Source organism: Acetobacter oryzifermentans (genome assembly GCF_001628715.1).
In the GTDB taxonomy this organism is placed as follows: domain Bacteria; phylum Pseudomonadota; class Alphaproteobacteria; order Acetobacterales; family Acetobacteraceae; genus Acetobacter; species Acetobacter oryzifermentans.
Window position 1 is genome coordinate 407,267 of sequence record NZ_CP011120.1, and the last position, 26,379, is coordinate 433,645.

The 26,379-nt window shown below is 46.5% G+C and carries 19 protein-coding genes and 1 tRNA gene; 12 read left to right on the plus strand and 8 right to left on the minus strand.

Annotated features, from left to right (window positions below):
- Nucleotides 1-2: 2 nt before the first annotated feature.
- From WG31_RS02035 to WG31_RS16165, 9 genes are all read left to right on the plus strand, one after another.
- Entirely contained in the window at nucleotides 3-836 is an 834-nt protein-coding gene (locus WG31_RS02035; RefSeq protein ID WP_063353485.1) for a hypothetical protein, read from the plus strand.
- A gap of 28 nt (nucleotides 837-864) precedes the next feature.
- A complete protein-coding gene (locus WG31_RS02040) occupies nucleotides 865-1,371 on the plus strand; it encodes a hypothetical protein (RefSeq protein WP_063353486.1) in 507 nt (168 codons plus the stop codon).
- Entirely contained in the window at nucleotides 1,368-1,841 is a 474-nt protein-coding gene (locus WG31_RS02045) for a hypothetical protein (RefSeq protein WP_063353487.1), read from the plus strand. The genes WG31_RS02040 and WG31_RS02045 overlap by 4 nt, the downstream gene beginning before the upstream one ends.
- A 63-nt stretch (nucleotides 1,842-1,904) precedes the next feature.
- Nucleotides 1,905-2,075, plus strand: a complete 171-nt coding sequence (locus tag WG31_RS15755) for a hypothetical protein (protein ID WP_167348729.1) — start codon at nucleotides 1,905-1,907, stop codon at nucleotides 2,073-2,075.
- Nucleotides 2,068-2,418 carry a hypothetical protein gene (locus WG31_RS02050; RefSeq protein ID WP_063353488.1) on the plus strand — a complete coding sequence of 117 codons (351 nt, stop codon included), beginning with the start codon at nucleotides 2,068-2,070 and terminating at the stop codon, nucleotides 2,416-2,418. The genes WG31_RS15755 and WG31_RS02050 overlap by 8 nt, the downstream gene beginning before the upstream one ends.
- Nucleotides 2,415-2,795, plus strand: a complete 381-nt coding sequence (locus WG31_RS02055; protein WP_063353489.1) for a hypothetical protein — start codon at nucleotides 2,415-2,417, stop codon at nucleotides 2,793-2,795. The genes WG31_RS02050 and WG31_RS02055 overlap by 4 nt, the downstream gene beginning before the upstream one ends.
- 1 nt (nucleotide 2,796) lies before the next feature.
- Entirely contained in the window at nucleotides 2,797-3,108 is a 312-nt protein-coding gene (locus tag WG31_RS02060; protein ID WP_063353490.1) for a Gp49 family protein, read from the plus strand.
- Between the two features lie 2 nt (nucleotides 3,109-3,110).
- Nucleotides 3,111-3,311, plus strand: coding sequence for a hypothetical protein (locus WG31_RS02065; protein ID WP_035350917.1), 201 nt, complete (start codon nucleotides 3,111-3,113; stop codon nucleotides 3,309-3,311).
- Complete coding sequence (locus WG31_RS16165; protein WP_280790761.1) at nucleotides 3,308-3,430, plus strand: KH domain-containing protein; 123 nt, start codon at nucleotides 3,308-3,310, stop codon at nucleotides 3,428-3,430. The genes WG31_RS02065 and WG31_RS16165 overlap by 4 nt, the downstream gene beginning before the upstream one ends.
- 262 nt (nucleotides 3,431-3,692) lie before the next feature.
- On the opposite strand, the gene WG31_RS02070 is transcribed toward WG31_RS16165, so the two are convergent.
- From WG31_RS02070 to WG31_RS02110, 8 genes are all read right to left on the minus strand, one after another.
- Nucleotides 3,693-3,767, minus strand: a tRNA-Gln gene (locus tag WG31_RS02070).
- A gap of 886 nt (nucleotides 3,768-4,653) precedes the next feature.
- Nucleotides 4,654-7,725 carry a type I restriction endonuclease subunit R gene (locus WG31_RS02080; protein ID WP_063353492.1) on the minus strand — a complete coding sequence of 1,024 codons (3,072 nt, stop codon included), beginning with the start codon at nucleotides 7,723-7,725 and terminating at the stop codon, nucleotides 4,654-4,656.
- Nucleotides 7,722-8,669: a GIY-YIG nuclease family protein gene (locus tag WG31_RS02085; protein WP_035351277.1), complete on the minus strand. Its 948-nt coding sequence runs from the start codon at nucleotides 8,667-8,669 to the stop codon at nucleotides 7,722-7,724. Before WG31_RS02085 ends, WG31_RS02080 begins: the two co-directional genes overlap by 4 nt.
- The gene (locus WG31_RS02090; protein ID WP_063353493.1) at nucleotides 8,666-10,015 is read right to left on the minus strand and encodes a restriction endonuclease subunit S; all 1,350 of its coding nucleotides are present in this window, start codon (nucleotides 10,013-10,015) and stop codon (nucleotides 8,666-8,668) included. Before WG31_RS02090 ends, WG31_RS02085 begins: the two co-directional genes overlap by 4 nt.
- Nucleotides 10,012-11,859 carry a type I restriction-modification system subunit M gene (locus tag WG31_RS02095; RefSeq protein WP_245191539.1) on the minus strand — a complete coding sequence of 616 codons (1,848 nt, stop codon included), beginning with the start codon at nucleotides 11,857-11,859 and terminating at the stop codon, nucleotides 10,012-10,014. The genes WG31_RS02090 and WG31_RS02095 overlap by 4 nt, the downstream gene beginning before the upstream one ends.
- A gap of 34 nt (nucleotides 11,860-11,893) precedes the next feature.
- Entirely contained in the window at nucleotides 11,894-12,292 is a 399-nt protein-coding gene (locus tag WG31_RS02100; RefSeq protein WP_082823227.1) for a type II toxin-antitoxin system death-on-curing family toxin, read from the minus strand.
- Nucleotides 12,292-12,519: an AbrB/MazE/SpoVT family DNA-binding domain-containing protein gene (locus WG31_RS02105; protein WP_035382081.1), complete on the minus strand. Its 228-nt coding sequence runs from the start codon at nucleotides 12,517-12,519 to the stop codon at nucleotides 12,292-12,294. Before WG31_RS02105 ends, WG31_RS02100 begins: the two co-directional genes overlap by 1 nt.
- A gap of 708 nt (nucleotides 12,520-13,227) precedes the next feature.
- Nucleotides 13,228-14,967 (minus strand): Hint domain-containing protein, encoded by a 1,740-nt coding sequence (locus tag WG31_RS02110; protein WP_063353495.1) that lies wholly within the window; start codon nucleotides 14,965-14,967, stop codon nucleotides 13,228-13,230.
- A gap of 740 nt (nucleotides 14,968-15,707) precedes the next feature.
- On the opposite strand from WG31_RS02110, the gene WG31_RS02115 reads away from it, so the two are divergent.
- The 3 genes from WG31_RS02115 (at nucleotide 15,708) to WG31_RS02125 (ending at nucleotide 26,377) form a co-directional block, all read left to right on the plus strand.
- The gene (locus WG31_RS02115; RefSeq protein WP_063353496.1) at nucleotides 15,708-18,488 is read left to right on the plus strand and encodes a Hint domain-containing protein; all 2,781 of its coding nucleotides are present in this window, start codon (nucleotides 15,708-15,710) and stop codon (nucleotides 18,486-18,488) included.
- A gap of 86 nt (nucleotides 18,489-18,574) precedes the next feature.
- A complete protein-coding gene (locus WG31_RS02120; RefSeq protein WP_063353497.1) occupies nucleotides 18,575-20,041 on the plus strand; it encodes a class I adenylate-forming enzyme family protein in 1,467 nt (488 codons plus the stop codon).
- A gap of 36 nt (nucleotides 20,042-20,077) precedes the next feature.
- Entirely contained in the window at nucleotides 20,078-26,377 is a 6,300-nt protein-coding gene (locus tag WG31_RS02125; RefSeq protein WP_063353498.1) for a type I polyketide synthase, read from the plus strand.
- Nucleotides 26,378-26,379 lie beyond the last annotated feature (2 nt).

The window sequence follows — 26,379 nt, forward strand, 5'->3', positions numbered from 1 at the left end:
AAATGGCTGGACTATCTCTTACAATCGCGGGTGCATCATTTGCGGGATCAGTCGGATTTGATCCGGCAGGCGACAGCACAATTACTGACTGGTACGTGTTTGGCGATCGCTCAGGCGCGGGTAGCATTACAGGCAGCCTGACAAATCAGGCCGCAGGTGCAAAAGCGCCGACTGTTACAGGCGAGAGCAGCATTGCTGTCAACCAAAACAATATTGTTATTGATAACGTTAAATCTGAGATTGTCAGCAATCTAGCGGGCGGTTCGGATTTTACTGCGTTTGCTGTTGTAACAGCAGATTTTTTTAACGCCACAACGTCTCCAACCGCTCAGGGAAATCCGGTTACAGCAGGTATGTGCGGCGTTATCCCGTTTGGCAATATTATCGGTAGCCCAACATTGCAGGGGATTGGCGTTCAGGCAAATGCACAATCCGCAAATACATTTCGTTGGGAGGGATACTCTCAGGGAGCGTATTCAGGCTGGAGCACGCTGCATCAGATTTTCACCCCTACTGCGGCACTCCCGATCTCTGAAACACCCATTTTGTTGGCGCTGACACAAACAGTCTCGACAAAAACACTCACGTTTTACGACCTGACCAACGCGCCGGGTAACGCTCTGTCTGCGGGCGCGATGGGCACGGGGTATAATGTTGCCAATACAAATATCCTCATTGGTAGCTCGTATGATGCACAAAACGGCAACGCTCCGTGTCTGGGTGCAAAACTCTCATTCTGGGCCGGTTTCCAGCGCGCTATGACGCAGACTGAGGTGCAGGACATGGCAACAAAAATCCGCCGTGTGTTGAAACAAAACGGCCTGGTTGTCGGGTAAAACCGCAAAAAAAACTGAGAAAAATTGAATGACTGATGAACAGAGCGCGGGCACCCCCAGCGTTGCTGATGGCGTGCACGCACGTCTGGATGATCACGAAGAACGCCTTGCCGCCGTAGAAAGGCGGCAGGACGTGACAGATGGCAAGCTGGATAGCATCAGCCGAGATATTGCGGCTGTGCGGGCAGAAGGTAACGCCCGCCAGCAAGCTACAAATGCCGGAATGGATCGGATTGGTATCCAGCTTTCTGACCTTACCCGCCAACTGGCGGCCCATACGGGTGCGCAGGAAGAGCGGAACAGACTGGCAGAAGACGGTTTGCGGCGTTGGAAAAAGTTGGCGGTTATTGTGGGGATTTTCTGCACACTTGGTGCTGCGGTTGGATCCACATTGCTTTCAGATCAGGAGGTAGCCAGCACGATCTGGGTAAAATGGCTGCACTGGCGCGAACCGTGGGATGTTCCCACACAGCCCACACCGCAGCCGCAGGAAACGCAGTTCATTCTGCCCCCGCGTGAAATGGAGGCGACATGACCGGACTAAACCTGTCTCAGTTTAAATCCCTCATTGTGCAGCCTGCGCTTGCAGGGGCTGGGCTTGACGGTGAGGCAGCAGTTAATTTGCTAACCGGCACCTGCCTTGTTGAAAGTGACCTCTCTTGGCTGGAGCAAGTCAGGGGGCCTGCCCTTGGTATCGCGCAAATGGAACCCGCAACGCATGACGACTGCTGGGTAAATTACCTGCGCTACCAACAGGATACCGCAAACCACATCCTCGCAACGTGCGGCCTCTCTGGTTTGCCTGATGCGAGCGTGATGGTCTGGAACCTGCGGTATGCCGTTTTGATGGCACGTGTGAAATACCTGCGTGTTCCAGCGCCGCTACCTGATGCAAACAATGCCGACGCCCTCAGCGCCTATCACAAGCAGCATTACAACACGGTGTTAGGGCAGGCGAACGCCAGTGCAAACACATCCCTATTCCTGCAGGCCATCAATGCATGAGGCGGGTTCTCCTGCCTCTTATGCGCCAGTTGGCGTGGCAGTTACTTAGAAAGGACAAAGACGGTGTTTCTCACCGAAACCGAATGCGAGCGCATAGCCAAACGCACCGCCGATATCGTTCTGGCCGAACTGCGCCGCGACATCCATCGCAGCCCCAACGGAAACCTCGTGATTGAGATGGTCGAGGTGAACACGCTTCCTGTCAGTCTGCGTGGAGGGGCATCGCATGGCTGACACACCCGTAAAAGCCAACATTGCCCAGACAGCAAAGGCCGTTGCCGCGGGCTTGTCTATGCCCACGCTTATTGCTGCCCTGCCGCAGCCGGAAGCAACATGGGTGCTGTATGCCTGTGCTGTGTTTGCTTCTGCAGGATTTGCGGCAACCCTAATTCCGCTTCCGGCCAATCAGTCTGGCAAGTTGTGGCTAGTGTACCGGATCATCAACTTCCTTGCTCTCAACTGGAAGTACGCTGCCAACGCAGCCGTCATGCTGCGAGGCGTAGCGTCCTCCAAAGCTGAACCGCCCAAGGCTGGGCCGGGTTCTGTTGTCACCATTCCGAAAGACGATACGAAATGAAAAAAGCACTTCTTGCTCTGGGGCTTTTGCCTCTTCTGGCTGCCTGCGCCGATACTGCGCAGGGCAAATTGCGTCAGGCTGTTTATGATGTGGATAGCGCTTATCATGTGTTGGCCAACCCTATGCCGGATGTGATGGCAGGCAAGGTTCCCGGTGTGGCATTAACCGACACGCAAAAGACTATTGCCAAGGCAGCCAGTCAGACCGTGTTTAATGAAATCCAGTCTCTGGAAACCTCTATCGAAAGCGGCAACAGCATTACGCAGACGGGCGTAAGCGCACTCCAGACCGATTTTCTTTCATTCGAAACCTGCTGGGCAGGCCTGAAAACCGGCACCACGCCGGATGCCTGCGCAGCTCTTGGCGGGAGTAAATAACATGAACGCAACAGAAGAAAAAATTGAGCAGGAAATCCAAGCGAAGGGGCTAAACGCACCGCGCATTACTCCAAATCACATCAACAACACAATTAAAGATATTGAGTTCCTGCGCCCTAAATGTGGTGTTTTGACAATTTGTGTTCTGACATTGACGAACGGGTTTACCGTAACCGGAGAAAGCGCCTGCGCATCTCCTGAAAATTTCGATGAAGAAATTGGACGCAATATCGCGCTGGAAAATGCACGCCAGAAGATCTGGGCCTTTGAAGGCTACCTGCTGAAACAGCGACTATACGAAGGGAAACACTAACCATGAACGCAACAGAAATCAGCGCCATCTTGGGCGTAGTTGGTACCGTAGCTGGTCTGGCCGAAAAATACGGGCCAGAAGTTTACGAGACGGTGAAAGAGGCCATTGAGCAGTCCAAGAGCAAGACTGGCCCAACTGTAGCAGATATTGAAGCCATTTTTGCCAAGTGCAAGGCCGATAATGCGGCTATCCAGTCCGCATGACGCCAGATTTTGAATGCGGGATGATTGTTGGTGGCGGGGGAGTTTTCCTCGCCACTATCGCGCTGGCTGTGGGCTGGCGGTTGCTGGTGGTGCGGGCTGACTTTTGGGGGAGAAAGTGACGGGCTTCCACCGACTGCGGGGTATGCCATGCAGTTTATGCCGCACCGTCCAATCCCCTCTACATTGCCTGCGCCCCGAAGGTAGCCCGTAGTTTTTCCGGCGCTGCGTTTCCGCCCCGGCTACGCGATCCCAGCAATGATTTATGCGCCATGTGCACCTGACGACTACCAGATTACCGATGGGGCGTTTCTATCGCCCAGAGCGGTTCGGGTCTGGCACCCGCCAGCTATCAAGGATTACTTGACGGCTGGAACCTGAAACTGGCTGCCTTGCTAGGGTTCGAACCTAGATTGGCGGAATCAAAATCCGCTGTCCTACCGATTAGACGACAAGGCATTTGTGCTGCGGGCCGGGCTTGAAATTAATTAGATTTAGCTCGATGGTGCGCAAGATGGTGCCCGCGACATAGCCAGCGAACCTGAAGTGGCTGCGAATAGTCATCATGGTGAGCATCGACACGTTCCGCTCCACACAACTCACAGGGTTGACGCACCAATGATCCATTTCCTAGAGCTGTTTCTACAGCATCGTGCGCAGCATGGACCTCTGGTGAAACCGATTTTCGCCATCTCATCGATCTCTCTTGACGGCTTTCACCAGTCCTCATGGCCTCTGCATTGCAGCGCGCCTGAAAAGATCGTTGACACTGGCGTGAGCAAAACCGTCCATTTCCACGCTTTACCTCCGCTTCTACAGCAGAGAATTCCAGATTGCATCCCGTACAAATTGCGGGAATGCGCTTGCGCCATTCCGGTTTAAATACTCTTGTCATAGCATTGCCACCTTTAAGGCTAATTTTAAACCTCACGCATGTCCATCCACGCTGCCGCAGCCCCATGAGCATAGTACGGATTGGGGAGGGGTACAAGGGGACGGTTAATGGTTACTAACTGGCTAATTAAAATAATAAATACCCATTATACCGCAGTAAACTGCTATAATTAGATATAGAACTCAATCTTGACATGGTAGGGGTCACAGGTTCAATCCCTGTTGCGCCCACCATCTGTTGCCCGGCAGTTTTCTGCGGATTTTGAGCATAACTCTCCCTGAAAAATCATATTCTATAGTGGCATTAATTACCATTATTCGGTGTCTATACTCGTGCCAGATCCGTACCACTCAGAAGTAAAGTGAATTGCCCCGGGTTTTGTGGAGACAGCAAGACTCAGAGCCATTCACCCACATTCAAGATGAGCCACCTCAAATTTTCCGACCAGCTTTACCCTTGAAATCCCTCCCATAGCCCGCCCTGCTTTACGATGGCGGCAATAACAGCACGCAACAGCGAGTTATCGTTCAGCAACTGTTTGCCCATTTTTTCATGAGCTTCCATCAGCTCAATGGTCGCGTTCAGCCCTTCTTCCTGAAGATCAGGTGAGTTGGCGAACTGATCTTTTGTGTTCGCCTTTGCCTGCTCCCGCAATTTTTCTGATTCTGCCAACTTGGTTTCCAGCCCAGTGACAAACGCCACCTTGTCACCATCTGTCAGATCGCCCTGGAACAGATCATTGATCGCGTCAATGATGCGGGAAAGCTGCACCTTCACTTTGTCCTGCGGTTGTCCCGAACCGGCTTCCTTTATCGGTTCCAGCCCATCACCGGTTTCGTTCTTCAGTCCAAGCTTCTGCTTGCCAAGGTCTTTCATACGGTGATGCGTCAAACGCAAAGTCGTCGTATCAATGGTTTCACGCTCACGGTCGAACTTCAGCAGAGGCCACAGCATTTTTGCGAACAGGTAAAGCTTTTCATAATCCGGATTGCCATAGTTCAGCATCTGACTGAAAAACTCGTACATCCGCACGTAAGATGCCAGATCACTCCGGAACTGAACCAGTCCGTCAATCCGCTCCTTTGCTTCCTTCCGCTCCTGTGAGCTTTCGGGTTCGTCCTGAATGATTTTCCGCGCCTCACGATAGCGGCCCAGCACACGGGAACTGACCGGCACAATGGCCGCATCAAGCTGCTGCTGTGACGCTTTGGGGTTTGCGAGGATATGAGCCACCCGATCCACTTCAGGCTGATCATACAGCCCGGTATCATCCAGCTTGTGGCGCAGGTTCACCACGCAGTTCGGGTCACTGAGATCCGCCAGTTCGGCCTTCGTGTAATATTGCTGGAACGCCTTGAGGATGTCTTCGGGATCGTTCTCGAAGTCGACAACGAAGGTCATATTCTTGCCCGGATAGCAACGGTTTAAGCGTGAAAGCGTCTGGACGGCCTGAATCCCGCCGAGCTTACGATCCACATACATGCCGCATAGCAAAGGCTGATCAAAACCCGTCTGGAACTTGTTCGCCACGATCAGAATCCGCCACGGATCTTCGGCAAAGACTTCCCTCAGGTCGCGCCCTTTGAGTGCCGGGTTGATATTGCTTTCCGTAAAGGGCTCCGGACCACTTTCCGGGTCATCCACTTCACCCGAGAATGCTGCGAGAAGCCCGAAGGGATAATGCTTTTCCTTCACATAGCGATCCATAGCCAGTTTCCAGCGCACGGCCTCCTTGCGGCTGGCCGTCACGACCATAGCGCGTGCCTTGCCGCCAAGGAGAGGCTGCACATTTTGGCGGAAGTGCTCCACCACAATCTGCACGCGCGCGGCGATGTTGGTGGGATGCAGGCGTACCCACTTCATCAGCGCTTTCTTTGCCTCCGAAGCCTCGACTTCTGTGTCATCCAGAATCTGCCCGTTCTGGCTCAGGCGAAATGCCTGTTTCCAGGACACGTAATTCTGCAATACATCGAGGATGAAGCCTTCTTCGATAGCCTGCCGCATGGAATAGACATGGAACGCCTCAGGCTTATTGTTTTTGCTCTTGGGCTGATCCGGATGCGGCAAGCGCCCGAACAGTTCCAGCGTTTTGGCCTTTGGCGTAGCCGTGAACGCAATGAAGGAAATGCCAGCGTCTGCTGCCGTCCTCTGCGCCATTTCCGCCGCCAGCAGGTCTTCCGTGCTGATCTCCCCACCGTCTGCAAGCTCCGCCAGTTCACCGGCGGAAAGAGCAGCCTTGAGTTTACTGGCCGAAGTGCCGGTCTGGGAGGAATGAGCTTCATCAGCGATCACGACGAAATGCTTGCCCTCAGTCGCCGCAAGTTGACGGATTTCTTCCAGAGCGAATGGAAAGGTTTGAATCGTGCAGATGATGATTTTCTTGCCGGTATGCAGGGCCGCCGCAAGTTCTTGGCTCTTGCTGCCCCCGTTGCCAGAGATCGACGCCACCACCCCACGCGTGCGCTCGAAGCTCTCAATGGTTTCCGAAAGCTGCCGATCCAGCACGGTACGGTCTGACACCACGATGACCGTATCGAACAGCTTGTGATTATGAGCGTCATGCAGGTCGGACAGAAAATGTGCCGTCCATGCGATGGAGTTTGTCTTGCCTGACCCGGCAGAGTGCTGGATCAAGTAACGCTGCCCCGGTCCTTCCTCCAGAATAGTGGAAACCAGCAGCCGTGTGGCGGCAAGCTGATGATAGCGCGGAAAGATCCAGCCCGCGATCTTCCCTTTTTTCTTCACCGGAATGACGTAGCGGCCCAGAATATCCAGCCATGAGTCCGGCTGCCAGACCTCCTGCCACAGATACGCCGTAGTGCCGGGATTGCCCGCACCGCCAGCGTTCCCCTGATTGAATGGCAGAAAACGGCTGTGCGCGCCATCCAGATGCGTGCACATCATCACATCGCTGTTGCTGACAGCAAAATGCACGACCGCGCCACCAGGTACCGAAAGCAGAGGCTCCGCAGGCTTTCCCGGCGGTTTTGGTAGGCGGTCTGAGCAGTACTGTTCCACCGCATCCTGAACTGACTGCGTGTAGTTTGATTTCAGTTCGGCGGTCGCAACCGGAACGCCATTCAGAAACAGCACCAGATCCAGCTCATTGCCGTTACTGGACGAATAACGCACCTGTCGTACAACGCGCAGGCGATTGGCGTCATAACGATGCTGCAAATGCGGGTTCATCGTTAGAGCCGGACGGAACTGACAGATTTTTAGTGTTTTTGTCAGTCCGATAATGTCCAGCCCGTCCCGCAGAACAACCAGCGCGCCCCGTGTGTTCAGCGCATCCCGCACCCGCTGGCACAACACGGCGTCCGCCGAGCTGCCATGCGTTTTCTCCAGCGTCTCCCACGCCTCGGGCTCGCATTCGCGCACCCATGCCAGCAGGTCTTCAGGGAACAACGCCAGCCCCACGTCATATCGGGCCGCCGAACTGTCTTCGTAAATCCAGCCGGAGCGCCCAAGGTAATCGCAGATTTCGGATTCTAGATGGTGCTCCTTGTGAAGATCGGTCATTCAGCTGCATCCTCTGTGGGAAGAGCATCAAGCTGACGATTTTCCCATTCTTTATAAGTGATCCCAGAGTGGACCTGATGCCACTTGTCCGGGCCATTCGCGGGACGTCCATAGATGATTGCGGCAGCCGCACTTGGGCTGGAAAAAGCATAATCTTTCACAAATACAGCGGACTGACCCTCAGATCTTATAACACCGCCTCTCTCCAGTTCATCACGTAGTGGGTGATAGCTCGTTCCTTCCTTCCCTTGCCAACACGGGTAGAGACGAGAACCGGTTAGAACGATAAATTCGCCATCCTGTAAGACAGCATGCGCCTCGATTTCATATTTCGGATATTTGAGAATGAACTCTGGCTCTAAATCTGAGCTTTGTTCATTTACCGCGATTGCTTGTCTGGTGACAGCAGAAGTCGTTGAGCCCGCCGGACGGCTACGCTGAATGAACATATCTACCCGAATAGCAGGCAAAACCACCATCAGACTGGCAAGAAACGCTTCCATTTTGGCGATATCCGCTTCCGTCAGACCCGGCAGCTTTGGGGAGTTGCCGTTGTGTAGCGGTGTATGTCCGATCTCCCGCGCCATAGCGATAAGCCGCGCTTCCAGATACTTTACATGCGCCTTGTTGAGCCGGTTAGCGCTGGCCGATACCAGAACGGCTGTTTCCCACCAGTCCTTATCACTTGCCGCCGCGTGCTGCTTGAGCCTGACACCAAGATCTTCGGCCTCCCCAATATAGGCGAAGTCTTCTCCTTCTTTCTCACCCAGCAGCAGGTAAACCCCAGCGTAACCAGCTTCCTCCCGTTTGAGCGCCTCCGTCAGGCGCGTGCGAGGCGTGACGAAGACATGCCCCGTCCAGTTGAAAAGTTCAGCGGTGATCATCCCATCTGGATGACCATCAATATAAAAAAGCTCCAGAGAACGGCCTTTGGTGTCGATCATGCTGCGAGGGCCTTGTTCTGGGCGCGAACGTCAATCTTGCCGGTTACGGCAGCGGAGATAAGGGCGGCGCGGCGTTCTTTGAGCAGGGTAATAGCGTTAGTCGCTGTTAAAATAAGGCTTTCAAATTCGGTAATCGCTCTAGCTAGATATGTAACAATTTCATCTTGAATTTTGCGAGAAGGAAGGCAAATGGGAAAAGATGCGATTTGCGAAGGACTGATATGAGGAACGCTAACTCCTGTCATTTCCGGAGCAAGAAAATGCATAAAATTTGGCAATGAATATTGGTACATTAGAAAAGAACTATTTAAATATTTTTTTAATCGCAATAACCCTACCCGCTGTAAAAGCAAACACGGTAAGTCTTTCTTATATATTTTTGAAATTCTTAGACCTGAAGAAATCCATGGGCGATCCATGCCAATTACAATATCACCTTCTTTTAATTCATAAATATCAAGTCCATCGTCAATTTGACGTTTCCAATATACTACATCGTCCCAACGTAATTTTCCAACTCCGACATTAACACCACGAAGTAGAGGCACGCCCTCGCCATATTTTAAAAACTTGTCAGATGGAAACGCAAAACCGGATATGACTCTCACCACACGGCCTGCTGTCACAACTTCCCACCCTTCCGGCACCATCCCGATCCACGGGATGCCAGAGTCCTTCATAGGGGCGTTGGGGTTTAGGCCCTTTGTGACGGCATGGGAGATGACGGCTTGCCGCTTTTCTGCTAGGAGGGCAATCAGCCGTTGCTGTTCGGCAATCAGGGCATCAATCTTTCCGCACTCACGATCCAGAAAGCTGGCTATTGCCTGCTGTTCGGGGAGTGGTGGAAAGCATAATAGAAATGATGCTAGATTATCCGAAGATAATTCGAGAAAAGTTGTACCTTTCCCAAGAATTTGCAATTCAGACACTGCTGAATAAAAAAAATAGAGGAAAAACTTGGACGACACTCCTTTGTCAGGAACAAGGGAACGACAGCCCTGATTTGTACATAGATCGGTCCCAGCGAGTCCGATACTTCCTATCGGCGCTCGTGTTGAAATAATAATACTACCTTTAGGAACAATACTGACGGCGCAGCTTTCAGCGCCTTTTACAGAAATAGTTCTTTTTGAGTGGGTGATAATCTCGGGTCGTTCAGAATTTAAATCTGCAGGGGTTATCCACGTAATTTCACCGTCCCAGAAATCACTCTGACCGGACTTTGGAGTTGCTCCGTTTTTTAAAGAAAATATTCGCTTGAGTGGTAGGACGTCCCAACCAACCGGAATCTCCCCAATCCACTCAATCCCACTGTCCTTATAAGCCGGATACTTCGGGAAACTCATACCGAAAGCTCCCCAAGCATCGCCATGATTTTCGCGGTTACCTTTTTCAACTCCGCATCAATCTCCGCAAGTGGGCGTGGGGGCTCGAACACATAGAAATACCGATTGAACGGAATTTCGTAGCCGATCTTTGTCTTGTCCTCATCAATCCACGCATCTGGGGCATGGGGCAGCACTTCGCGTTTGAAATAGGCGTGAATGTCCTCATTCAGCGGCACGTTTTCCGTATCGCGCAAGCTGGTATCGGGCATTTTCTTGCCCTTCATCTTACCACGCTGGCCGAGGACGATGTTGCCATCTTCATCGCGTTGCGGGCGCTCCACGGTGATGGTCTGATAACCGAAATCCTTGTTATTGAAGATGCGGCTCAACGGTGCGAGCCGCACCTTGCCGCTTTCGGGCGCTTCCGGTGGCGCTTCACCCTGCATCACGACTGCGCGTGTCTGCGTGCCATCCGCACCGGTGATGGTGGCAAGCTGCGCCTCCTGCGCGTCGCGGAACAGGCGCGTGACGAGGGTGATGTCGTCCTCTCCCATTTCCTTGCGTTTGGAGCCGAGGCTTTTGCGCATTTTCTGCCAGAAGGAGGAGGCATCGATCAGCTGCACCTTGCCCTTACGGTTCTTGGGCTTGCGGTTGGTTAGCACCCAGACATAGGTGGCGATGCCAGTGTTGAAGAACATATCGGTCGGCAGTGCGATAATGGCTTCGACCAGATCTTCTTCCAGAACGAAGCGCCGGATTTCGGACTCACCGGAACCAGCTGCGCCCGTGAACAGGGGGGAGCCGTTCAGCACAATGCCGAAGCGTGAACCACCGTCCTTTGTCGGGCGCATTTTGTGGACAAGGTGGAGCAGGAACAGCATGGAGCCGTCCGAGATACGCGGCAGGCCGGGGCCGAAGCGCCCGTTATAACCCAGCTTTTCATGCTCGGCCCGAACGGCCTTCTCGACCTTTTTCCACTCCACGCCAAAGGGCGGATTGGAGAGCATGTAATCGAATTTGTAGTCTGCCAGCTCATCATCGGACAGTGTGTTGCCGAGGCGGATGTTGCTGACGTCCTGATTACGGATCAGCATGTCAGCTTTACAGATGGCATAAGATTCGGGGTTCAGCTCCTGCCCGAACATGGTCAGGCGCGCATCCGGATTGTGGTCGAGCAGGAACTCTTCCGCGACAGAGAGCATGCCGCCGGTGCCAGCGGTGGGGTCATAGATGGTGCGGACGGCGGCGTTGCCGGGGGTCAGCAGGCCATCATCCTCGGCAAAGATGAGGTTCACCATCAATTTGATGACTTCGCGCGGGGTGAAGTGCTCACCAGCGGTCTCGTTGGAGGCTTCCGAAAATTTACGGATCAGTTCCTCGAACACCTGCCCCATCTGGTGGTTATCAACGGCTTTATCACTGAGATCAAAGCTGATGAATTTTTCGAGCACCAGATAGAGGAGATTGGCTTTGGCCAGCCGATCTGTCTGTTCGGTAAAGCGGAAGTGGTCGAAGATGTCACGGGCGGCAGGAGAGAAAGCGTTGATATAGGCTGAGAGGTTCTCGGTCAGGTTATCCGGATCGCCCAGCACGCCTTTCAGCGTGAAGTCAGACGTGTTTACGAACCGCAGACCTGCGGCTTTCTCCATGAAAGGCATTGGGTCGATCCCTTTGCTCTCCCACTTTTCCTTTTCCTTCAGCACCTTGTCACGGGTCGGAGCCAGAACGGCATCAAGGCGGCGCAGAACGGTAAAGGGCAGGATGACCCGACCGTATTCGGCTGGTTTGAAATCGCCTCGCAGGAGATCGGCGACCTGCCAAATCATGGAGGACAGGGAAGCAGTGCGGGGTGTCGTGCTCATGAAAAAATCTAGTCCGATGTCGAAGATATATGAATCACTGATTTTGAAAATGCTGCCGAAGCCACGCCGCGAACGCGTCTTCCTCTATTGCGCCAGCCGCAAGAGCCACCACGGCCTCGACGGCATCCGGGGCGCTAACCTGCACACGGGTTCCATTCAACCGAAGGAAAAGAACGCAGCAGCTCCAGGCTGTCCGCTTGTTGGCGTCATTGAAGGGGTCATTACGCGCAATGCCATAAGCATAGGCAGCCGCCAGAGTTGCGGTGTCCGGTCTAGGCGCTTCAGTATAGTGCCATCGGTTTTCGGCGCGAGCTAACGCGCTGTGCAGCAGGTTCTCGTTTTTGAGACCATGTGTCCCACCATATTCCTTCAGAGCCTGATCGTGCATGAACAGCACCGCATCAGGTTCCAGAAACTCAGGCAGATCCGGTATCAACGCTTGGCCAGTTCCTGAAGAACGTCAGCCTGCTCACGTAGCGTCTCGCGCGCCATCTGCATCTGGCGTTCAAGCTTAAGATTGCGCTTCACGAGCTTGATTCCGTCGGCCATTTCTACCAGCGTGAGTTCCTGCCCGACTTCCAGGCCAAGACGGATACGTGTTTCTGCTGGAAGGGTAACACCGACAGAATTACCCTGTTTGCGAACGACGACAGTTTCCATGGGCTTAGCTCCGTATTACGTGTCGTAATACGTAACAGGGGTGTATCCGGGGTGGCAAGCCCAAATATCCCCTTACAGCCAGCCTGTACGGATTACATAAACGATCCTGCTCAGAACATGCCAGTCATCTACGCGTGGCTGTAGCGGGCCGCATAATTTGGAACCCAAAAAATACTGCCTTAGGCTCGACGTGCGCGCCTATTAATGCCTCTTAAAGAGGTCTTAATAGGCCTCTAACAATCAGTGACAGGCTGAGATACCTCTGCCGGAAATGGATACGGCGGCAGCGGCCTGAACTGCCGTAGCGGTCGTCCAGCCGCAGCATCCAAATCATGGACGATCAGCAGAGCAACATCATTGGGGAGCCTAGGGAATGCCTGCACGATAATGATACAGCACGGCTTCAATAAACTGATGACATGCCTGAGCAGCAAGAGAATGTTAAATGGTCTTGCGTGGTTTTTCTACGTGATTGGCTGCGTTATGTTTTCGCTAATCATTGTCCCGCTTAAACTTCTGGAGGGCGGCCTACCGTCCTTTTGGGTGTTTGAAAAATAGTGCCCTTAACGTAAAAAAATACTAAAAACTTTTTAGTATAACTTATATTTTTAGGTAATTTAGATTTTTTCGAAACAACCTGTAATGGAAAAAGAAGAGGACTTTTTCAATAAAGACAAAGTCCTCTCATATTTTATTTCACATAAGGCGTTAAGCGGAACGTTTCTGCATCTCAGAACCTGTTTCTGATGGAAGCAGATAAGGGCCTGCCGCACGCAGTGTTATGGAGAGAATACCCATTTCACCACGGGCTAGATGATTACCAAGAGGAAGTTTGGCATTGCCATTCGTCCAGGCACAATCTGTCCAATCGGTATCATGCCAACCTTCGGGCTTTTGGGCTTGAAGATGAGACGTGATATCGAAATGCTGGTTGGCGCACTGTAAACGCACATCTGTAACAGCAACACCCATATAACGGCGATCATCTACAAATGGGCCAATCACATCAGATGGACGGCTGGCGCGAGAAACAATACGCACTGATTGTGTATCAGATGGTAGCATAAAGCTATACTGATGCGCTGTTTTGCGCATTGGCCATACAATAGTGCCTGTGTTTGTTACTAAGTGTAAGTCTGGATCATGGGTGAGTTCCATACCTTCTGTTGAGGTATGAGCACCGATGATACTATTTTCACGGCGTTCAATGGCATGATAGAGAGGCTCCACAAAGGATCGCTCAACACCCAGAGGCGCACAGGCATCATCTTCCCAGTTTTTAACCGAACCAAACAAGGTAATGACCTTACCTTCCTGACGAAAAGAAGAACGATTTCCTGTATCTAGATAGCTTTCTGTGAGCGCCCCATCAGCGGTGATTACGGAATGCTGTTCTGTTTCCACGTGATAGTAATCGTAAGAGGTGATGGATTTATCATAAAAAATCGATACACCGTTTACCAGCATACGAGCTGGCACAAATCTATCTTTCAAAAACAGGCAATGTTCCGGAGTGATAAGCATATCCTTGTAAGGCACGCCGTCGGCAATGGCTCCCTTTAGAATACGAACGGGCCAACCCGCTTCGTCATCATGAAGTTCTGGCCGTACAACAGCACGGGCTTTGCCTACCCAGACAACTTTACGTACAATATTTTTGTTATTTTTCCAGTCAAAGGTAATAACTTCATCACCAATCTGGATATTTTCAACTGCCACATCACCATCACATGTGCGGATCATGCTTCCGGGAAGGAAGCAGTTTAATGTGCCAGCATCACTTTGCCAAGTGATTTTTGTTACATCCGCACCTGGTGCCATTGTAAGCGTAGGAATAAGAACTTTATCTGCCGTTTCATCATATACTTCAAATAGAGAGCCTGTGCTGTCAGGATTATCTTTTATGTAAACACTATGCTGGGTGCTCTCATCACTTACAAGAGATCCAAAGGTTATTGAATCATAACTAGAAAAATTGAGAACACTTGAAGGTGCATCCAGCCCTGTTAGATACAGTGAGTTCGCATATACACCATCGTTTGTTGGTGAAAATGAGATGGGTGTAGACACATTGCCTTGAAGAGTAGTGCCTTGGGCAATCAAAATTGTTCCACCAGAAATATTTCCAGAAGAAATCAAATATGTCCCATTAACAGTCGTTACAGCATCTGGAGGAACTGTAACATCACCATTTACGATTAAATTTGTTCTTCGATATTGGGCATTTCGTGATCCATTTAGCGATACATCCCCATCCCCATTAATCGTTAAACTCGCAATGGTAGATGACCCTCCACTAGGCAGAGTAATGGAGAGAGAATCACCTATTACGCCTGAATTAATGACAACATCTGATGATGCTGTAGGAACACCATTATCCCAATTATTAGCATCATTCCAATTGCTGTTTCCTGCGGCGCCAGTCCACGTATCTGTTGTGTTAGCCATAATATATCCTTTCCCAAAAGACCTGTTCTAGGATTAAACATGTACTCAAAGAATTAACAACAAAAAAATGTTATCTCAAACAAAACAATTCAAAATTAAATATGTCAGGGGTAAGCGCTCAATAAGAATCCTTTTGGAAATTCATGAAGAGGTGTGTTTTTCCGCGAAGCGCGTGTGCCTTTGCTAGGATCTATGCTCTGCTGAATATGGTGCGTTTGATCATCTTTAATCGACTGTTTGATCTGTGACGTTTTCTTCCTGTTTCTGGAGTGGGGTGAGTAAAAAAGATTCTCTCTAGTCGCGAAGGTCATGTCGGTGGAACGGCTATGGATAACCATCTGTTTACCGAAGTTATGCTGTCCCGAGGTCTTCATCGCTGATTAGGTTTATGATGCAGATTTACCTATGAAAAATTTGAAAACCGGCGGATCACATGGGTTATTCCCCACAGAAAACCGTATCTATTCATGAACAATTCGTTGTTTAATTTATAAAAAATGAAACATCATCGAACGACTCTTCGCCAGACTGAAGCACATCAGAGGCATTGCAACTCGTCTCCGCTGTCATCGAGCTAACTGACGATATGTTCTTGAGATACCAAAATATTTCACCATAAAATATCAAACAAGATTATAAAGTTTGTATTTACCAAATAATAATAGTTGATCAACGTCAAACATAATATGTAGAGTAAAAATTGAGATTCTTATTAATTTTAAGAGAAGGGTAAGAGGAAAATGTCTGATCAAGATGGCCTTTTATATAGCAGTTATAATTCAGGGTTTAAGGCATATACCCAGAATAGGGGTACGCTTTCCAATGGAGCAACAGCATCAGGTACTGTAAGTGGCGGTACAGCTTATCTGCAAGTTCTTGGAACACAGAATACTATTACTTCCGCAACAGCAGATTATATGGGGGTTTTGTTAGCCTCTAATGGTGGCGTTATTAATAATGCCAATCTTCTTTCTGGAGGTGCTGCCGTTGCTGCTGGAAATGGGACTTTAAGCGGTGCTGTTGTGTCATCTGGTGGCGGTATTGAAGTCACGCAGAACGGGACGGTCATAGATCCGACAGTTCTTGCTGGTGGCGTGGTCGCTGCGGGTGATTTTACGGCTAAAGGGCAAACATTTCCTGCAGGCGGTACAATTTCTGGCGGAACCTTCGCATTTGATTCGACGGAAATGATCAGAAACGGGAGTGCTGTTGGAGGTAAATTTGATGGCACCCAGCTTGTTTTGTCTGGTGGTACAGCAACAAATGGGTTGTTTGATGCTGGGTCTACTCAGATTGTAGGCGGGTATCTTTATTCTGCCGCAGATAGCAGTGGCGGCACAACTATTGCGGTAGGAAATGTCCAATCTAATGCCAATTGGGTGGCTCAAAGTGGCGCAATAGCAAATGGCGCAACCATTAATGCTGGAGCAAATGCTTATATCCTTCACGGCGGTGTTGCTTCTGGCGGTACTGTTGCTGGTGTTGAGCATGTTGAATCTGGTGGCACAACTATTGGTGTGCTTGTAAGTGGCGGCACAGAAATTGTTGATAGTGGTGGTTTAACATCACAAACAACTATTGAATCTGGTGGCACCGAACTTGTGAATGTTGGCGGCAGTGCTGTTAATACTACTATCGCAGATGGTGGTTTGCTGGATATTGATGGCGGCACGGCAACTTCTTCCATTCTGACGGGAAGCAATTCCCAAATGCTTGTGGAAAGTGGTGGTTCGGCCGTTTATACGAGTGCGCTATCAGGCGGCACAATTACAGATAATAATGGTAATCTTATAAGCGCTTGGGTAGAAAATGGTGCTGTCGTAAATATTGAAAATAGCGGATACGCTTCAGCTATAAATCTGATTTCTGGTGGTATTGGGCATGTAAGCAGCGGTGGTACAGTGCTGGGTGCCAATATTAATGCTGGCTCTATCATGGATGTGAGCAGCAGCCTGGTATCTGGTGCCGTTGTAAGCGGTAATCACTCAGAATTGCAGGCCAATGCTGGTGCGCTCATTGAAGATGCTGTTGTTAATTCGTATGGCGTCATCAATGTCAGCAACGGAGCTGTGCTGAGTGGCATAACTGTTTCTGCCGGTGGTTCTGCAAATCTGCTAGATGGTTCCATTCTTTCTGGAACTATGTTGCTAGCCAATGGTGGTTTTGCAACTATTACCACCGCCACAGGTGGCGCAGTTGACTTGCAGGGCAATACCAATGTCGGTTTGGTAATTTCGGGAACAGGCAATCCAACTACCGTTATCAGTGGGTTCTCTGGAACGGCTGCAGGTAATTCGGATGGGATTACATTGGCTGGTGTGAAGGCAGCCGATATTGTTCATGTAGATTACCCAGATGCTAATCATGTAACTTTCACACTGGCTGATAAGTCAGAAGTTACGTTGAACATTATTGGTGTTGGAAATTTTGGTTACAGTCTGGAAACAGACGGCAATGGTGATCTTATTTATGAAGTGTGCTTCCTTGCCGGATCAATGGTTGCCACGCCTGATGGGGAACGAGCTGTTGAAACAATGCAGGTTGGCGATCTGGTAACCGCATACGATTGGCAGAAGAACACTTACGTTAATCGTCCTGTTGTTTGGGTTGGAAGAAAGCATAAGCAGGTAAAACAGGGTGTGCCTGTTGACTTGGCTGGTTATCCAGTACGTGTCTGTGCAAATGCGATTGCAGATGGCGTTCCTTATAAAGATCTGTTGGTCACGCCAGAACATTGCTTGTTCTTTGATGGAAAGTTCATTCCAGCACGTATGTTGGTAAATGGGCAAAGCATCATTTATGACATAAACATTTCTTCGTATGACTACTATCATGTGGAAACAGAAGAACATTCTGTTCTTACTGTAGATGGTATCTATACAGAAAGTTATCTGGATACCGGAAATCGCCGTACATTCCGTCAGGATGGTAATCTTGCTGTCATTCGCAACACGCAGCGTAGTTGGGAAAATGATGCAGCTGCACCGCTTGTCGTGGCGCGGGACGTTGTGGAACCTCTCTATAATAAAGTTGTTTCACGATGTGACAGCCTTCCTTCAAAGCAGCAGACGTTTACGAATGATCCGTGCCTTCATTTAGAAACGGAAACTGGTGCACATATTTGGCCAATTTCTGCCAAAGACAATGTATATACCTTCATGTTGTCATCCAGAATTACCCGGGTGAATATTGTTTCCAGAACGCAGCGACCATCTGACACTATCGGTCCTTTTGTGGATGACCGTCGCCATCTGGGTGTGTTGATTGGGAATATGCATTTGGGTAGTGTGAAGCAGACACGCAACCTAAATGTGCATCTACAAGATACTCCGCTGATCGGTTGGAATGATTATGAACATACCGATAGTCGCTGGACAGATGGGTGTGCAGAGCTTGTTCTCCCAGAAGAAGGTAAAGGTGGCTTTAGAATACTGAGCATTGGAGTGCTGTCCGCAGGTCCGTATCTTCTTGCTGATGATATGGAAAATTCTGTTGATCAAGCATTTAAAAAGCTCGCCTGAAGCTTAGCTTCTGGGTAGTTTGAAAGTCTCTCGTTGTACAAAAATGTATAACGGGAGACTTTCTTGTTTAAGGATCGAAGAGCCTGATGTTTGAAGAGTTTTTGCTACAATCTCACAAATCCTTTGACGACAAGCATGTTTTGTTCGAAGGGTTTTCTCGCTCTTGGCGTATGAGAGAGTTTCTGGTAGATGTTAAAAAAGTAGCACATGCTCTTGCTGGGATAAGAGAACAGGCACCTAGTATTGTTGGCATTAAATGCCGTAATTTTTATCACCATTGGTTGGTTATATTCGCTCTTGATCAATTAGGAATAGCATCAGCGTCGCTCCCTAATGATACAGGGGTTACTTTTCATGAAAATTTTAATATTATTCAGCCTGATTTGATGCTGTGTGATGAAGTGTTGTCAGCGTATCGGGTGAAAAATATTCTTATTAATGAGAGGTGGTTTTCTGATATTCTTTCCAAGGGAGGAGTTTTTTTAGATAGAGATAAAAATACATCTTTTGCACGTGTATCTGTTGCTTCAGGAACAGGCGTTACCGCTGAAAAAATCGGTGCTACTGCAGAATATATAATCCAAAATATAAACAATATTCTACACTCAAATTTATTATCATTTTCCCACAAAAAAGGGGAAAAAAAGCCACAACTTATTTCTTGTATTGGGTTTGATATTTTAACCGGTTTTCAAATTATCATGGCAGCGATGGTTGCTGGTGTAACGGTTGAAATAACAGATCGCACACATATAGCAGCTGTTTTGGCTAGAAACACGCCGTTAGTATTGATCTTATCTCCTTTGCATCTTGAGTATGTCATTGGAATTTTATCTCCACTTTCTACTGCACGCGATAATCTGAATATTATTATCGTTGGTGGTAGCTTACCCGAGCAATTGCGGAAGATAACAACACAAAAATTAACAAAAAAAATTCATGTTGTTTATGGAACAGAGGAAACTGGCTTAGTCGCTGTTCAAAACGATAAATTAGATTGGAGCATGAATAGTGTTGGTTCTGTCTTGCCATGGGTGGAGGTGGAAGTTGTTGATGAAAATGGACATATTTTGGCTGAGGGACAAGAAGGAAGTGTTCGGATAAAAAGTAGTTCTGTTTTGCCGCCCCAGTTTTTTTTAGGACCTAAAGCGGGAGAAAAGTTTCAAAATGGTTGGTTTTATCCTGGAGATAGAGGGTATTTGAAATCTTCCAATAGAGAGTTGTTTATAACAGGACGTTATGATGATCTTGTTTCTTTTGGTGGAGACAAATTTGATCTGCGTCTTTTGGATGATATTGTAAAATCTTTCTCTCCTATAATTGATGGTAGTGTTTTTCCTGTTCCAGATCAGAATGGTATTCTGAAGCCCTATGTCGCTGTTGTTTGTGAAGATAACTTCGATGGAGATGAGCTTTCACGAAAAATGCATGCAAAATATGAGAATCTTCCGAGTATTACGTTAATATGGGTTAATGAAATTCCTCGTTTGTCGGATGGGCGCCCTAATAGGAAACTAATGACAGACAGTATATCAGAGACATTAAAAAAGTAATTCTGTATAAAAATATTACTTTTAGGGTATTGAAAAATGAAAGCGCAGCAGGAATTCGCAATTATTTCTACGGGACTCCGTTTCCCAAAAAATATCTGCTCTTTGCAGGAGTTCTGGAAATTTCTATGCGAGCAAGGAGATGCAACGCAGGAAGTTCCTGCTGACCGCTGGGATATTAAAAGATTTTTTGATGCTGATTATGATACGCCCGGAAAATCATATATGCGTCGAGGAGCTTTTCTTGAGCAGGCACTAGGGTATTTTGAACCACGCGTTTTTAGTATTTCCCCGCGTGAAGCAGCCTTAATGGATCCTCAGCAACGTCTGCTGCTTGAGGTTTGTTGGGAAGCCTTTGAACGTGCCCGTATTGTTCCGTCTAATCTGCGCGGCAAAAATGTAGGCGTTTTTATAGGGTCTTTTTCTCTGGACTGGCTGGTAAGTTGTGGCAGCCCTTTTAACAGAAGTGCGATCAAAGATCATTTTTCGACAACAGCGGCTTCAGCCACAATGTTATCCGCGCGCTTGGCGCATGTTTTCGGATTGCGTGGTCCTTGCCTGACACTAGATACAGCTTGTTCATCTTCCATGGTCGCCATTCATAATGCCTGTTTATCTCTAGCAGCACATGACTGTGATATGGCTGTGGCTGGCGGTGTTAATTATATGGTGAACCCACAAGCCGCTATGCCCATGTCAAAAGGACATTTCTTGGCTAAGGATGGGCGTTCAAAAAGTTTTGATGAAAAAGCAGATGGTTATGGCCGAGGGGAAGGAGCCGGTATCCTTCTTATTAAGCGGCTAGAGGATGCTCTTGAAGCGAAAGATCCAATATTAGCTGTAATTTCTGCAAGCGGTGTTAATCATGATGGAGGAGAAACATCCTTAACGCTTCCCAATGGTAAAGCGCAGAAAGAACTGATTGAAAGCGTAATTGCAAAGGCAAAAATTGCTCCAGATCAGATTGATTACGTGGAGGCTCATGGAACAGGAACACCTGTTGGAGACCCCATAGAAACGTTTGCAATCTCTCAGGCTATTGCTTCTAAAAGGAGCATAGACCAGCCTCTTGTTATAGGAGCTGTTAAGGCGAATATAGGCCATTTAGAAGCATCAGCTGGTGTGGCGGGTATAATGAAGGTTATTACCTGTTTGCAAAATAGGCTTGTACCATCTCAAGCTAACCTAAAAAATATAAATCCAAATATAAAAGAAAAAGAGTGGAATTTAAAAATACCTATGGAGAAAGAAATTTCTCTCTCCAATAAAGAAGTTTTATATGCAGGTGTCAATTCTTTTGGATATGGTGGCACAAATTCCATAGCCATTATTAGAAGTTTATCTGATGAAGAACGGAATGCTGTATGTGATGTAGAAAAATGTGAACTACCTATTCTTAAAAAACATTTATTGTTTTTATCCTCTCCAAGTGAGGGAGGATTGCATTTATCGGCAGAAGCTTATGCAAAATATTTATCTGAAAATGACTCTGTCGAACTTTCCGACATTTGTTATTCTGTTGCTCAGACAAGAACAGTTTTTCAATACAGACATATTTTTATGGGCGAGACGCATCAGGAATTATTAGAAAATATTTGTAAATTTGTTAAAAATAAAGAAAATATAAAATTAGAAAAATCATCAATTTTACAAAAAAATGGGCCTGTTTTAGTTTTTTCTGGAATGGGTTCTCAGTGGGATGGAATGGTCAGCAGTATTTGTTCAGAACTGCGGCCAAGTGTGAAAAAAATAATTAATCAGTTCGATGATTTTTTTAAGCAAAAATCAGGATGGTCTTTGCTTGCTAAATTAACTGATGAAAATATTAATATCCATAAGACTGAAATTGCACAACCTGCAATATGCTTAGTACAAATTGCAATATGGGAAAGTCTAAAACTCTGCGGTGTTCAGCCCTCAGCTGTTGTTGGGCATAGTGTAGGAGAAGTCGCAGCCGCTTATTGTGCCGGTGCGCTAAGCTTACAGGATACAGCTGAAATTATTTATATCCGCAGTCAATTACAAGGGCGTTTATCCGGACAGGGCATGATGCTTGCTGTTGGGTGTAATCGTAATGATGTTGAAAAGTTTATAAAGCAAGAAAAACTACATGTTTCTTTAGCTGCAATTAATAGTTCATCATCATGCACAGTATCTGGCAACAAGAATGACCTTGAGAAAATAGAAGTATTTTATAAAAATAAAGGTGTTTTTGTAAGATTTTTGAAAGTTGATGTTCCATATCATAGTTACGCGATGGAACAAATACGAGAAGATATGCTCTCAGACCTTTCTGATATTAAGCCTTGTTCACCTATATTGCCAATATATTCAACAGTGACAGGTGACGCTTGGGAGAATGAGATGAGTCATGACGCATCTTATTGGTACCTAAATGCGCGGCAGCCTGTTGAATTCAAAAATGCAATACAAGCTATTCTTAATAATAATATAAGTCAGATTTTTCTAGAAATTGGTCCACATTCTGTTCTTTCTCCATCATTAAAAGACATATCCTCTGAATCAGATAAAGAAATAAAAACTGTCTACTCAGGGAGAAGAAATAATACACCTTCCAACTGGCTGGAAATGTGTCTTGCACGTTTAGCTGTGGCTGGGTGTTGTCTGAATTGGAAATTACTGACTGGAGGAGTGCTTGTTGATCTTCCGACTTATCGTTGGAATAGAGAGTTTTTCTGGTCAGAATGTCTGGAAGGGCGTGAAGATCGCTTAGGGGCAAATATACACCCAATCCTAGGCGCAGCTTTGAGAGCACCTTACCCGGCATGGCAGGCTATGGTAAATGTTAATTACATGACATGGTTAGATGATCATGTAATCGAAGGTCATGTTGTTTTTCCCGGCGCAGCATATATTGAAGGAGCTTTGGCATTAGGTTTTGTTTTGAAAGAAAGAGAAGGGATATTGCTACAGAATTTTAATATTTCTTCTCCGTTAATTATTGAAAGAGGCAAAGAATTTGAAATTGAATGGATTTATAATAGATCTAGTAATTTATTAACGGTATCTAGTAAAGTTTCGAATATAGATGACGATTCTGCTCATCACTGGTCACAACATATGAATGTTGAGATAGTGGCATCTCCTATTTGGGCAGACGATTTAAAAATTGATTTTTCTCAAGTGGAATGGAAAGAATTTTCACCCGAGAATTTTTATTCTAAACTAGAAAACCTTGGTTTACTGTATGGTGTTCAGTTTCAGACTGTAAAATCTGTAGGGCAATTAAACAAAAAAATAGTAGGAAAGATAGCGCTTTCTCCTTGTAGCATCCAAGAGGTAAATGATTACCATATACATCCTGCTCTTTTAGATGGAGCATTCCAGCTACTTGCTGTAGCAGTAAATGAATATCCAGAATTTTCTGAGAATTCTTATATCCCTATTGTAGCAGATCGTATTTTTTATTATGGAAAAAAAGTAACACAGCTTATTTGTTGTCTCACTATTGAGGAAATTTCTTCAAGACGTATTGTATCAAATATACAATTATACGATGAAAATGGCTTCTGTGTAATGTCTATACAAGGGCTTGTATGTAAAGCCCTCCCTAAAGTGAGCATTGAAAGCAAATTTGAAAAACTTCTCTATAAAACTGAGTGGCAAGAAGTTAGTTTGCCGCCTATGGTGATGGAAACTGAGAAAATTGTATTAATTGGACAGGAACAAAATACATTACCATTCTCTACCATTTTAGAAAAAAAATTCATCGATAATATTTGTATAAATGATGATAAAATACAAGAAATAAATAATATTGATTACAATAATTGTAAAAGAGTGGTTGTTTTTTGTCCACAAGGGGACGAAAATTGTATTAGTCATTCTCTCTTACATATTGTACAGATCATTCGAAATTTAAAGATATTTCCAGCTTCTCAGGATCAAATGCGTCTATGTGCTGTTATTCCAGAAGAACAAGATACTTTAATGAGTGCAGGCTATAAAGGTCTGTTTCGTGGAATTGAACTTGAACGTCCTGACCTTAAATTGAAAATTATCAGACAGAAGAAAGAATATACTACTCAGTCTTGGCAAGACCTATGTGCAGAAATTCTTTCTGATGATTTAGAAGACGAAGTCCTTATTCGAAATAATAAACGTTATCTTCCCCGGATTGTTCCATTTAAATTGAATAACAAAAAGCAAGGAAAGATATTAATTACAAAAGATAATATGGGAATATTAAAAGTCTCTGCTAACGGGGCTTTAGATAGAATGTTTTATGAGGTGTATCCAAAACGTTTGCCAGAGCAAGGGGAGGTAATGTGTAAAATTCTTGCATCTGGAATAAATTTCAAAGATGTACTTAAAGCCATGAATTTGCTTCCTGAAATTGTTGTTGATGGAACATTTTATGGTGATTCATTGGGTATGGAAGCCGTAATAGAAGTGGTTGCTTTGGGAGGGGGATGTAACAATCTACAGGTTGGGAAAAAATACATTTCTGCTTTTCCGCAAACCTTTGCAACACACTGCTACCTTCGGGAAGAAGACGTTCCTTTTATTGTCGAATTGCCGGATAATTTTGATCCGCTACAAGCTGCTAGTTTACCTGTTGCATTTTTAACTGCATGGTATGCTTTACATGAGCTTGCTCATATACAGGCCGGAGAAACTGTTCTTATTCATTCCGCTAGTGGTGGAGTGGGTTTGGCAGCTATTCAAATTGCAAAATTGAGAGGATCTCGAATTTTTGCCACTGCAGGGAGTGAAGAAAAAAGAGAATACTTACGAAGTATTGGTTGTGAATATGTTTGGTCATCAAGGACTTTAGAGTTTTCGGAAGAAATTTTACATATCACCAAAGGGAAAGGTGTTGATGTAGTTCTGAATTCTCTGTCTGGAGAGTTTCTTGTTGCAACATTGCGTTGTTTAGCAAGTTTTGGCAGATTTGTAGAAATAGGAAAAAGAGATATTATTGAGCGTAATGCTCTTCCTATGGTTCCATTTAACAATAACTTATCATTTTTCTCTGTAGATTTGGATCGGATGTTATTGGAACGTCCGCAACTCATTAAGAATATGATGCAGGAAATGCAAAAACTTATGGGGGAAGGAATAATTCAACCATTACCTCTTTCTGTTTATCCAGCTCATCAAACTATTGATGCATTTCGTTTTCTTGCTAGCACCAAGCATATAGGTAAAGTAGTAATTGATTACCAAAATTTGAGAGATCTAGAAGGATATGCTGCTCTTGGTAAGATTCCGCAAATACTGCCTGATGTATCTTATTTAATTACAGGGGCTTTTGGTGGTTTAGGTTTAGAGACCGCTCAGTGGTTGATAGATTCTGGTGCACGTCATCTTATTTTAAATGGAAGAACTCCTTCCGATAACGAAGTGGTGCAATATAGGCTTCAATCATGGGAAGCGCTTGGCGTGAATATTTATGAAGCATATTTTGATATAGCGAGCGAAGATAAGGTTACTAAAAATCTCTCTTATTTTGAAAAAAATGCACCTGAAATAAAAGGGATTTTTCATTGTGCATGTGTTTTTCATGATTCTTTAATCGAAAATATCACCCTTGAAAGCCTGGATAGCGTTTTAAAAGCAAAGGCATTAGGGGGGCGTATTCTAGATTCTGTGACACGCCATCTTAACTTGGATTTTTTTGTTTTATTCTCATCAGTTACAACAACTCTCGGCAATATTGGACAAAGTGCATACATTGCCGCCAATACGATCCTGAATCAGATTGCGATGGAGAGAAGGAAAGCTGGATTGCCAGCAATTGCTTTCCAGCTAGGACCTATCGGTGACGTTGGAATTTTATCTAGAAACCAAAAGGCTGCTGATACTTTGATGGCGGCTGGAATGAAACTTCTAAATATCCAAAATGTTTTACAATTTTTGCCAACTCTTACTGTTAGTGGTGTTCATGATATGTTTGTTGCAGATATAGATTGGGAACAGTGGTTAAGAGTTGTTCCTTTGGCAGCACAGCTCTCTCGTTTTTCTGCAATGCATCATCTTTCTAAGAATAGTGATTTTTCTAGTGAAACGCTTTTGGCTTTCTGGAATCTTCCAGATGTTGAAAAATTACCATTTATGGTTCATCGCATGCAGATTATGATAGGGAACATTTTACATCAGAACGCAGATGAAATTGACGTTGATGCTAAGCTAGCCTCTTTGGGGTTAGATTCTCTAGCCGCTGTTGAGTTACAGACTGCTATTAAAATGGAGTTTGGTCTTGAAGTTTCTATGATGTTACTGGGGCAGGATGATACTATTAGAAGTCTCGTGAAAAAGTTCTATGATCAGTTACTTGTCAAAATGTCGGCAAAGAAGACTGAAGAAAACGCATAAAA